Genomic DNA, 10,673 nt, shown 5'->3' on the forward strand with positions numbered 1-10,673 from the left:
AGCACATCAGCACATCAGCACATCAGCACATCAGCACATCAGCACATCAGCACATCAGCACATCAGCACATCAGCACATCAGCACATCAGCACATCAGCACATCAGCACAAGCAAAACACCCATTAATCTTTAAGACCAACCCTTTCCTGATAAACAGACAAAAAAAAGCGGCTCTGATTCAGAGCCGCTTCATTAACAGTGGGCGTTGCTTACAACTTAACGTCTTGCCTTATTGGTCAATTCGATAACCCGCAGTTTTGCCAACGCTTTTGCCAGTTCAGCAGAGGCCTGAGCATAATCGATATCGCCATGAGAGCTCTTAATCAGCTCTTCTGCACGGCGTTTCGCTTCTTGTGCACGAGCCAGATCCAGATCTTCACCACGAATAGCGGTATCGACCAGAACCGTTACCGAGTTAGGCTGAACTTCAAGCAGACCACCAGAAAGATAAATGACTTCCTCTTTCCCGTGCTGTTTTACTATCCGCACCATACCCGGTTTAATGGCAGTCAGTAGAGGCGTATGGCCGGATAAAATACCCAGCTCACCTTCACTACCTGTCACTTGAACGGTTTCAACCAGACCCGAGAAAATACGCTTCTCGGCACTGACAACATCCAGCTGAAAGGTTATTGCAGCCATATTGCCCTCCTCAACGAAGCATTAATACTTCTTGGCTTTCTCAACCACTTCGTCGATGCCACCCACCATGTAGAAAGCTTGTTCTGGCAGATGATCAAAATCACCGTCCAAAATGCCTTTAAAGCCACGGATGGTCTCTTGCAGCGGAACATACTTACCCGGAGAACCGGTAAAGACTTCTGCTACGAAGAACGGCTGAGACAAGTAACGCTCAATTTTACGCGCACGTGATACGGTCAGCTTGTCGGTTTCAGACAGCTCATCCATACCCAAAATCGCGATAATATCTTTCAGCTCTTTATAACGCTGCAATACCGACTGAACATTACGTGCAACATCATAGTGCTCTTGGCCCACAACCAGTGGATCAAGCTGACGTGATGTTGAGTCGAGTGGATCTACCGCTGGGTAAATACCCAGAGAAGCGATCTGACGGCTCAGTACCACGGTCGCATCTAAGTGCGCAAACGTTGTTGCCGGAGATGGGTCAGTCAAGTCATCCGCAGGAACGTAAACCGCCTGTACAGATGTGATAGAACCGGTGCGGGTAGAGGTAATACGCTCTTGCAGCACGCCCATCTCTTCGGCCAATGTTGGCTGATAACCTACTGCCGATGGCATACGGCCAAGCAGTGCCGATACTTCGGTTCCTGCTAGGGTATAACGGTAGATGTTATCGATAAACAGCAGTACATCACGGCCTTCATCACGGAATTTTTCCGCCATAGTCAAGCCGGTCAGTGCTACACGCAGGCGGTTGCCTGGTGGCTCGTTCATCTGACCATACACCAGCGATACTTTATCCAGTACGTTGGAGTCTTTCATTTCGTGGTAGAAGTCGTTCCCTTCACGGGTACGCTCACCTACACCGGCAAATACCGAGTAACCTGAGTGCTCGATCGCGATATTACGGATCAGCTCCATCATGTTTACGGTTTTACCTACACCGGCACCACCAAACAAGCCGACTTTACCACCTTTGGCAAACGGGCAGACAAGGTCAATAACCTTGATACCCGTTTCCAGCAGTTCAGTGCTGTTTGCTTGATCTTCATAGCTTGGTGCTTCACGGTGGATAACCCAACGATCTTGCTCGCCGATAGGACCTTTCTGGTCAATCGGGTTGCCCAGCACATCCATGATACGGCCCAGTGTTTCGACCCCAACAGGAACAGTAATCGGTGCGCCAGTATTGGTTGTTTTCAGACCGCGCTTAAGGCCATCAGATGCCCCCATCGCGATACAACGTACAATACCACCGCCGAGTTGTTGCTGAACTTCCAGCACCAACTCAACACCTTCAACTATCAGTGCATCATACACCTGAGGTACAGCGTCCTGCGGGAACTCCACGTCCACCACGGCGCCGATGATCTGGACGACGTTTCCAGTAGCCATCTTGAATCCTCTAAAGTAATTCGTTTGCCCTTAAACCGCCGCAGCGCCGGACACAATTTCGCTCAGTTCCTGAGTAATGCTGGTCTGACGGGCTTTGTTATACACCAGTTTCAGATCATCAATCAGGTTACCGGCATTGTCGGTCGCCGCCTTCATGGCCACCATCCGCGCCGCTTGTTCACAAGCGAGGTTTTCTACCACACCCTGATACACCTGCGATTCAATGAAACGCGCAAGCAGTGTATCGAGCAGTGGCTTCGGATCGGGCTCATATAAGTAATCCCACTTATGTGTTGGGATCTCTTGTTTTTCCGGTTTAGGCAAGGGCAGAAGCTGATCGATCTTAGGCACTTGCGACATGGTGTTTACAAACTTGTTGTACACCACATACAACTGATCTAAGCGGCCTTCATCGTAGGCTTGCAACATCACCTTCACAGGTCCAATCAAATCAGACAGGGTAGGTGTATCGCCAAGGCCATTAGTCTGAGCAACGACTTTTGCTCCGGCTGAACCGAAAAAGCCTGTTGCTTTTGAACCGATAAGTGCAACTTCAACGGCAACACCCTGATCACTCCACGCTTTCATGCTGCCGAGGGTCTTTTTGAACAAGTTAATGTTCAAACCACCACACAGGCCGCGATCGGTAGAAATAACCAGATAGCCGACACGCTTGATCTCTCGTTGTTCTAGGTACGGATGCTTGTACTCCAGATTACCAAGCGCGATATGACCGATCACCTTACGCATAGTTTCGGCATACGGGCGGCTGGCAGCCATGCGTTCTTGCGTTTTACGCATTTTAGACGCAGCCACCATCTCCATAGCCTTGGTGATCTTTTGTGTGCTTTGCACACTAGCGATCTTTGTTCGTATCTCTTTTGCGCTGGCCATCTCTGCCTCTCCGTCATTACAGGTGGCTGCTTACACAGCCACCCGACAGGTTACCAGGTCTGGGTTGCCTTGAAGGTTTCAAGAATAGACTTAAAGCCATTCTCAATCTCTTCGTTATAAGCACCAGTTTGGTTGATCTGCGTGATGAGCTCAGCATTTTCACGCTGGGCATAGGAAAGCAGAGCCGCTTCGAAATCACCGATCTTATTCAGTTCGACGTCATCGAGATAACCACGCTCAGCAGCAAACAGTACCAAAGCCTGTGCCGCAACTGACATTGGTGCGTACTGCTTTTGCTTAAGCAATTCAGTCACTTTCTGACCGTGTGCCAGTTGTTTACGGGTCGCATCATCCAGATCAGAGGCAAACTGCGCAAATGCGGCCAGTTCACGGTACTGTGCCAGAGCGGTACGAATACCACCGGACAGTTTCTTGATGATCTTAGTCTGTGCAGCACCACCCACACGGGATACTGAGATCCCCGGGTTAACCGCAGGGCGGATACCGGAGTTGAACAGGTTAGATTCCAAGAAGATCTGACCATCAGTGATAGAGATCACGTTGGTCGGAACGAATGCAGAAACGTCACCCGCTTGGGTTTCGATAATTGGCAACGCAGTCAGTGAACCGGTCTGGCCTTTTACCGCACCATTGGTAAAGCGCTCAACGTAATCAACGTTAACGCGCGCAGCACGCTCAAGCAGACGGGAGTGTAAATAGAATACATCCCCTGGATACGCTTCACGGCCAGGCGGACGGCGCAGCAGCAAAGAGATCTGACGGTAAGCCACAGCTTGCTTAGACAGATCATCATAAACGATCAGTGCATCTTCGCCGCGGTCACGGAAATATTCACCCATTGCACAGCCAGAGTATGGCGCAAGGTATTGCAGAGCCGCTGATTCAGAGGCTGATGCAACCACAACAATGGTGTTTGCCAGAGCACCGTGCTCATCAAGTTTGCGTACTACGTTGGCAATGGTCGATGCTTTCTGACCGATAGCGACATACACACACTTGATACCGGAATCGCGCTGATTGATGATCGCATCAATCGCCATCGCGGTTTTACCGGTCTGACGGTCACCGATAATCAGCTCACGCTGACCACGGCCGATAGGGATCATGGCATCAACAGATTTATAACCGGTTTGTACTGGCTGATCGACCGATTGACGATCGATAACACCTGGCGCGATCATCTCAACAGGTGAGAAACCGTCGTGCTCAAGTGCACCTTTACCGTCAATTGGCTGACCCAGTGTATTAACTACACGGCCCAGCAAACCACGACCAACCGGAACTTCAAGAATACGGCCGGTACAAGATACTTTCATGCCTTCTGCCAGATCGGCATACGGGCCCATTACTACTGCACCTACAGAGTCGCGCTCGAGGTTTAGTGCAATGGCATAACGACTACCTGGCAGTGCGATCATCTCACCCTGCATCACATCGGCCAGGCCGTGGATGCGAATAATCCCGTCACTGACCGAAACGATAGTACCTTCGTTGCGAGCGGTGCTCACAACATTGAACTGAGCAATACGTTGCTTGATCAGTTCACTGATTTCGGTGGAATTAAGTTGCATGCTCCAGTCCCCTTAAGACTGCAACGATTCTGTTAAACGGGTGAGGCGTCCGCGAATTGAGCCGTCGATCACCAGATCGCCGGCACGGATCACTATGCCACCCATTACAGAACTCTCAATGTTGCAATTCAGCTTCACTTTGCGTGCCAAACGTTTTTCCATGGCCGTAATAATCTTATCTTGCTGCTCTTGGCTTAACGGCGTAGCAGAGGTCACATCAACCTCTACTGTCGCTTCATAAGCGGTTCGCAGTTCAATAAACTGCAACAGAACATCGGATAACACAGCCAGTCGTCGATTTTCTGCCATTACCCGAATCAGGTTTTGGCCATACTCATCGAGTTGTTCAGCGCAGATGGCAATCAGTAGATCAGACAGCGCCTCGGGTGCTAAAGCACCGTCTAACAGCGAAGCAATCTCTTCATTACGCGCAACTTCCGCCGCAAACCCCAGCATATCCTGCCAGTGTGTTATGGCATTCTGCTCGACTGCAAAGTCAAACGCTGCTTTGGCGTAGGGACGGGCAACCGTAGTCATTGTAGACATAAGCCCTACCCTCCTTTTACAGTTCAGCGACTAATTTATCGACGATATCGCTGTTTGCAGCTTCATCGACGGAACGTTCGAGGATTCGTTCTGCACCGGCAATCGCCAATACAGCAACCTGCTTACGCAGCTCCTCACGCGCACGCTTACGTTCAGCATCAATCTCGGCACGGCCTTGCTCAATGATCTTCTGACGTTCAAGGTCAGCTTCATTGCGCGCTTCGTCCAAAATCATTGTCTTACGCTTGTTCGCTTGTTCAATAATGGCCGCTGCCTGAACTTTGGCATCTTTAAGTTGATCAGCTGATTTCGCTTTCACCAACTCTAAATCTTTAGTTGCACGATCTGACGCTGCCAGACCATCTGCAATTTTGTTCTGACGCTCTTCAATGGCTGCAATCAATGGCGGCCAAACGAGTTTCATGCAGAACCAGACAAACAGGATAAATGAAACTGCCTGGCCCAGCAGGGTTGCGTTGATATTCACAACAGCACCTCTCTAACAGTTAAGTGGCCGCTGATCATTAACCCTGCAACAGACCCACAAACGGGTTCGCGAAGACGAAGAACAGTGCAATACCGACTGCAATCATGGAGATCGCATCAAGCAGACCAGCAACGATAAACATTTTAACTTGCAGAGCCGGTGCCATTTCAGGCTGACGAGCAGAAGCTTCGAGGAATTTGCCGCCCAAAATAGCAAAGCCGATAGCAGTACCCAGCGCAGCCAGACCGATCATGATAGCAACACCGATGATAGTAATGCTAATTACAGTTTCCATGGTTATCTCCAATTTATGTTTATAAACAGCTAGTTATTAAGGTTAGGGGTTACTTTTAATGATCTGAATCCGTATGCGCCATGCTCAGGTACACCACGGTCAGCATCATGAAAATGAATGCTTGTAAGGTAATAACCAGAATATGGAAGATGGCCCAGCCCAGCTGCAAGAACGTGGCGATAAAGCCAGAACCTAAGCCTGCGGTGTACATCACTGCAATCAGGATAAAAATTAACTCGCCTGCATACATGTTACCGAACAGACGCAAAGACAATGAAATTGGCTTTGCAATCAGGGTGACCAGTTCCAGAACTAAGTTAAATGGGATCATTAGCGGGTGGTTAAATGGGTGCAGAGTGAGTTCTTTAATGAACCCTTTTGGCCCTTTAACCTTAATGCTATAAAAAATGATAAGGAAGAACACACCAATGGACAGTGCAAAGGTGGTGTTCAGATCCGTTGTTGGCACGACACGCATGTAGGGAATACCCAAATGCTGTGCAGCCACTGGCAGGAAGTCAACCGGGATCAAGTCCATGGTATTCATCAAAAATACCCAGACGAAGATGGTCAGTGCTAATGGTGCTATCGTGTTATTACGGCTTTGAAAGGTGTCTCGGACAGTCTGGTCAACAAACTCGACCAGCATCTCAACAGCACACTGCAATTTACCCGGCACTCCGGAGGTTGCTTGCACTGCAACACGACGAAAAACCCATAAAAACAGGCAGCCGATAGCAAAACCAAAAAATAGCGTATCTAGATGAAATGTCCAAAAACCCTGCCCCACTGACAAGTTAGTCAGATGGTGCTGAATATAACCGGACGGTGTGAGAGCTTCACCCGATGCAGACATGATGCTTCCTACTCGTTGTTGTTAAAAATTACGGGTGCTAATAGATTCACTATCAACACGGCCAAATAGGTCAAGCACAAGGGAATGAGTAACACATCCATGTACCTGTAAACGAAAACAAATAGCGCTAATGTTAAACCAATTTTTGCCACTTCACCGACAAAAAAAGAGCGCATAACCAAGCTTGATTGGCGAGCCCCTGAATAGCGAAACACGTACCAAGCAAAAACAGCATTGGGTAATAAAACTATCAGCCCTGAAGCTAATGCTGACCATGCCCATGCTCGGCTATACCCTGTAAATGCCAGTGCACACACTAACACCACAGCCGCTTGGCTAAACCACAACTGGCAGGCCAGTTTTCGCCCTTGAGCGGTTAATGATGACATACCACCCTTCTTACTGACTATTCATCTGTGGTTATTACTGCACACCATCATATACAACAGCGGTCATTGTTACTAAAAATAACCTGAGTATCTAAAATTACCGCTATCGACACTAAAGTGATGGAAATTATACGGAGTCAGTAATGCAATGCAATCAGTTCGCAGCAAAAACAAGTCAAATCATTTACATTTTGTAAACTTTATGCGTCTGTTTTGTATGATGTTTGAGTCGAATTGTAACTAAAATGCCACCCTTCCCGCATTTATTGTTAAGAGTTTTAATTTAACCCTACCAATTACCTGCAATTGCAGAATAAACGCGCAACGCTAACATAAACATCAACAAGTCTTTATCCGTAAAAAAGTGCGTAAAAGATGTTACAGATTGAGGAGATTAATTATTCCATTTTGTTGCTAACATTAAGGCTATTAAATGTCAGAAATATCGAACCACTGACAAAATAATGGAATACACACCTTAATTTTGCGATTTATTTCACAAAATAAAGTCTTGATACGCGTTGCATATTAATTTGCTTAATCGATACACCAAAAATAAATAATAAAAAAGCCCACGTTAAATTCAGTGGGCTTAAAAATATTACTGAGTCTGTTTTTTACCAATTAGTACGAGATGTCTTTCTGCATTGAGTTCAGGAACACAAAGTGGGATCACCGATTTAACATCACACCATGTCGGTAATTCTTCAGTTTCATGTTGAGGGTGTTGCCCTTTCAGTGCATAAAACAGCCCATGTTCTGCCGCAGGCAGATGCTGGCACCAGTGCAGCATATCGTTCAGTGAGGCAAATGCTCGGCTTAACACACCGTCTAACGGCTGCTCAGGTTGATACTCTTCTACTCGGCTCTGTACTGCAATGATATTGGTTAAACCCAGTTCGTGCTGAACCTGACGAATAAAGCGAATTCGCTTACCCAAACTGTCGAGTAGCACAAAGTGCTTGTCTGGGTTCATAATCGCCAATGGGATCCCCGGTAAACCGGGGCCGGTACCCACATCAATAAAGCGCGTTCCCTGTAAGTGAGGGCTTACTACTACGCTATCCAAAATATGCTTAACCAGCATCTCTTGTGGATCACGTACTGAGGTCAGGTTATAAGCTTTATTCCATTTATCGAGCAATTGCACAAACCCGAGCAACTGCTGTTTTTGCTGTTCAGAAACACTCAACTCTGTTTGTGCCAGCAACTGATTTAATTTTTCAGCTAACATCATACGTCCTTTAGGATCGTTTACGCGGTTCGACGCAACAAGCCCTGCTTTTTTAACCAGATCAGCAAAATAGAGATTGCCGCGGGTGTAATGCCGGAAATGCGTGAGGCTTGTCCGATACTGGTTGGGCGGTGATCATTGAGTTTTGCGATCACTTCATTTGAAAGACCGTTAACCTGTTGATAATCAATATCCTCAGGCAGCAGCGTATTTTCATTACGCAGTTGCTTGGCGACTTCCTCTTTTTGCCGCGAGATATAACCGTCATATTTAACTTGAATTTCAACCTGCTCGGCAGCTTGTTGATCAGCTAATGGCGGCATAAATGCACTTAGCTTGGTCAAGGTGGCGTAATCCATTTCTGGTCGACGCAGTAGATCTTCACCGCTGGCTTCACGCGACAATGGCGCAGACAAGGTTGCATTGACTTCGTCAATTTGCTCGGTTTTCGGGTTTACCCATGTTTGACGCAGACGTTGACGCTCTTGCTCGATACTTTCCAGTTTCTGGTTAAAACGAGCCCAGCGCAGATCATCGACTAAACCAAGTTCACGCCCTTTGGCAGTAAGGCGTAAATCGGCGTTATCTTCACGCAGTAGCAGACGGTACTCTGCACGTGAGGTAAACATACGGTACGGCTCTTGTGTTCCGAGAGTGCAAAGATCATCAACTAGCACGCCCATATAGGCTTGATCACGGCGTGGGAACCATCCCTCTTTTTCCTGAGCATACAGACCGGCATTCATACCCGCCAGCAGGCCTTGTGCTGCCGCTTCTTCGTAACCGGTTGTGCCGTTGATCTGACCGGCAAAGAATAATCCGCGGATCACTTTGCTTTCAAGGGTCTGCTTGAGATCTCGAGGATCAAAGAAATCGTACTCGATCGCATAACCTGGACGCACGATATTGACGTTTTCCATACCGTGGATCGAACGTACGATCGCCATTTGCACATCAAACGGTAAGCTTGTTGAGATACCATTTGGGTAGATTTCGTGGCTAGTTAAACCTTCGGGTTCTAAGAAGACCTGATGGCCATTGCGATCGCCAAAACGCATGACTTTGTCTTCAATTGACGGGCAGTAACGTGGGCCGATCCCTTCGATGATCCCCGCATACATCGGGCTGCGATCCAAGTTGGCACGGATCACATCGTGGGTGCGCTCATTGGTATGCGTGATGTAGCAAGGCATTTGCTCTGGATGATCCTCAGCGCGCCCCATGAAGGAGAATACCGGTGCGGGATTATCACCCCACTGCTGCTGAAGTGCCGAGAAATCAATGGTTCTGGCATCAAGGCGTGGTGGTGTGCCGGTTTTTAAGCGATTGACCCGTAACGGTAATTCACGTAATCGGTGTGATAACGCAATAGCGGGAGGATCACCGGCACGGCCACCGCTGTAATTTTCTAGCCCGATATGGATCTTACCGTCAAGAAATGTACCAACAGTCAGTACCACTGCTTTGGCACGAAACTTTAAGCCCATTTGGGTCACTGCACCGACAACTTGATCGTTTTCAACGATCAGATCTTCGACCGCTTGCTGAAAGATCTGCAGATTTGGCTGATTTTCTAGTGCGGTTCGAATTGCTTGGCGGTACAGAACACGGTCTGCTTGTGCACGAGTAGCCCGTACAGCAGGCCCTTTGCTAGCGTTTAAAATACGAAATTGAATACCGGCTTTATCGGTGGCGAGGGCCATTAGGCCGCCAAGAGCATCAAGTTCTTTCACCAGATGCCCTTTACCGATACCGCCTATCGCTGGGTTGCAAGACATGTGCCCCAATGTATCGACATTGTGGGTCAACAGGAGTGTCCGCAATCCCATGCGGGCAGATGCCATCGCGGCTTCGGTTCCGGCGTGTCCGCCACCGATCACGATGATGTCGAAGGGATCTGGGTAAAACATGATCGCCACACCTCGGTTTGTGCGTTAAGAAGATCAACGGGGGGATGATTGTCACAGAGCGTGAATTCTACTGAAGTTTAGCGCTAAGGGAAACTGTGATCTGATCCGTAGTTAAATAAAATAAAGATCTTTTATATAGAGATCCTTTATTGGATCTTTTATTAGGATCGCCAGATCGTGTGGATAAACGTGAATTGATCAACAAGATCATCTGGTTAGAAAGGATCATTTGTTGTGGAAGATCCGTGATCCTAGCGAGGATAAGCTGGGATCTAAATGGCTGTTTATCCACAGGGGGTGATCTTGGTAAGAGTTATTAATGGAATAACTACCGGTTATACCCCCGTTTGATCCAAGCTTATCCACAGAGTTTCGGTAAAAATAAATAAAAAAAATTTAGATCTGAGTTATCCACTGTGGCAGCCAGTT

11 protein-coding genes are annotated in these 10,673 nt (G+C 47.8%); all 11 read right to left on the reverse strand.

Annotated elements, in window-relative coordinates:
• Positions 1-217: 217 nt before the first annotated feature.
• The 11 genes from ACRC27_RS12255 to mnmG all read right to left on the reverse strand — a co-directional run bounded on the left by ACRC27_RS12255 (position 218) and on the right by mnmG (position 10,244).
• A complete protein-coding gene (locus ACRC27_RS12255; protein WP_438622537.1) occupies positions 218-643 on the reverse strand; it encodes a F0F1 ATP synthase subunit epsilon in 426 nt (141 codons plus the stop codon).
• A 21-nt stretch (positions 644-664) separates the two neighbouring features.
• Positions 665-2,041, reverse strand: a complete 1,377-nt coding sequence (gene atpD, locus ACRC27_RS12260; RefSeq protein WP_438622538.1) for a F0F1 ATP synthase subunit beta — start codon at positions 2,039-2,041, stop codon at positions 665-667.
• A 30-nt stretch (positions 2,042-2,071) separates the two neighbouring features.
• Positions 2,072-2,935, reverse strand: a complete 864-nt coding sequence (gene atpG, locus ACRC27_RS12265) for a F0F1 ATP synthase subunit gamma (protein ID WP_438622539.1) — start codon at positions 2,933-2,935, stop codon at positions 2,072-2,074.
• Between the two features lie 50 nt (positions 2,936-2,985).
• Positions 2,986-4,527: a F0F1 ATP synthase subunit alpha gene (atpA, locus tag ACRC27_RS12270; protein WP_438622540.1), complete on the reverse strand. Its 1,542-nt coding sequence runs from the start codon at positions 4,525-4,527 to the stop codon at positions 2,986-2,988.
• A 12-nt stretch (positions 4,528-4,539) separates the two neighbouring features.
• A complete protein-coding gene (atpH, locus tag ACRC27_RS12275) occupies positions 4,540-5,073 on the reverse strand; it encodes a F0F1 ATP synthase subunit delta (RefSeq protein WP_438622541.1) in 534 nt (177 codons plus the stop codon).
• Between the two features lie 16 nt (positions 5,074-5,089).
• Complete coding sequence (gene atpF / locus ACRC27_RS12280; RefSeq protein ID WP_438630118.1) at positions 5,090-5,560, reverse strand: F0F1 ATP synthase subunit B; 471 nt, start codon at positions 5,558-5,560, stop codon at positions 5,090-5,092.
• 37 nt (positions 5,561-5,597) lie between these two features.
• Entirely contained in the window at positions 5,598-5,855 is a 258-nt protein-coding gene (gene atpE / locus ACRC27_RS12285) for a F0F1 ATP synthase subunit C (protein ID WP_010863012.1), read from the reverse strand.
• A gap of 55 nt (positions 5,856-5,910) precedes the next feature.
• Positions 5,911-6,711: a F0F1 ATP synthase subunit A gene (atpB, locus tag ACRC27_RS12290; RefSeq protein WP_438622543.1), complete on the reverse strand. Its 801-nt coding sequence runs from the start codon at positions 6,709-6,711 to the stop codon at positions 5,911-5,913.
• An 8-nt stretch (positions 6,712-6,719) separates the two neighbouring features.
• Positions 6,720-7,100: an ATP synthase subunit I gene (locus tag ACRC27_RS12295; RefSeq protein WP_438622544.1), complete on the reverse strand. Its 381-nt coding sequence runs from the start codon at positions 7,098-7,100 to the stop codon at positions 6,720-6,722.
• Positions 7,101-7,701: 601 nt separating this feature from the next.
• Positions 7,702-8,334: a 16S rRNA (guanine(527)-N(7))-methyltransferase RsmG gene (rsmG, locus tag ACRC27_RS12300; RefSeq protein ID WP_438631000.1), complete on the reverse strand. Its 633-nt coding sequence runs from the start codon at positions 8,332-8,334 to the stop codon at positions 7,702-7,704.
• Between the two features lie 20 nt (positions 8,335-8,354).
• Complete coding sequence (gene mnmG / locus ACRC27_RS12305) at positions 8,355-10,244, reverse strand: tRNA uridine-5-carboxymethylaminomethyl(34) synthesis enzyme MnmG (protein WP_438622545.1); 1,890 nt, start codon at positions 10,242-10,244, stop codon at positions 8,355-8,357.
• Positions 10,245-10,673 lie beyond the last annotated feature (429 nt).

This window comes from Plesiomonas sp. (assembly GCF_051650925.1).
Lineage (GTDB): Bacteria > Pseudomonadota > Gammaproteobacteria > Enterobacterales > CAMTGL01 > Plesiomonas.

What these genes read in the sequence shown, in the direction of transcription:
- ACRC27_RS12255 (WP_438622537.1), bottom strand. Translation starts at nt 643, where the DNA reads ATGGCTGCAATAACCTTTCAGCTGGATGTTGTCAGTGCCGAGAAGCGT.
- atpD (WP_438622538.1), bottom strand. Translation starts at nt 2,041, where the DNA reads ATGGCTACTGGAAACGTCGTCCAGATCATCGGCGCCGTGGTGGACGTG.
- atpG (WP_438622539.1), bottom strand. Translation starts at nt 2,935, where the DNA reads ATGGCCAGCGCAAAAGAGATACGAACAAAGATCGCTAGTGTGCAAAGC.
- atpA (WP_438622540.1), bottom strand. Translation starts at nt 4,527, where the DNA reads ATGCAACTTAATTCCACCGAAATCAGTGAACTGATCAAGCAACGTATT.
- atpH (WP_438622541.1), bottom strand. Translation starts at nt 5,073, where the DNA reads ATGTCTACAATGACTACGGTTGCCCGTCCCTACGCCAAAGCAGCGTTT.
- atpE (WP_010863012.1), bottom strand. Translation starts at nt 5,855, where the DNA reads ATGGAAACTGTAATTAGCATTACTATCATCGGTGTTGCTATCATGATC.
- atpB (WP_438622543.1), bottom strand. Translation starts at nt 6,711, where the DNA reads ATGTCTGCATCGGGTGAAGCTCTCACACCGTCCGGTTATATTCAGCAC.
- ACRC27_RS12295 (WP_438622544.1), bottom strand. Translation starts at nt 7,100, where the DNA reads ATGTCATCATTAACCGCTCAAGGGCGAAAACTGGCCTGCCAGTTGTGG.
- rsmG (WP_438631000.1), bottom strand. Translation starts at nt 8,334, where the DNA reads ATGTTAGCTGAAAAATTAAATCAGTTGCTGGCACAAACAGAGTTGAGT.
- mnmG (WP_438622545.1), bottom strand. Translation starts at nt 10,244, where the DNA reads ATGTTTTACCCAGATCCCTTCGACATCATCGTGATCGGTGGCGGACAC.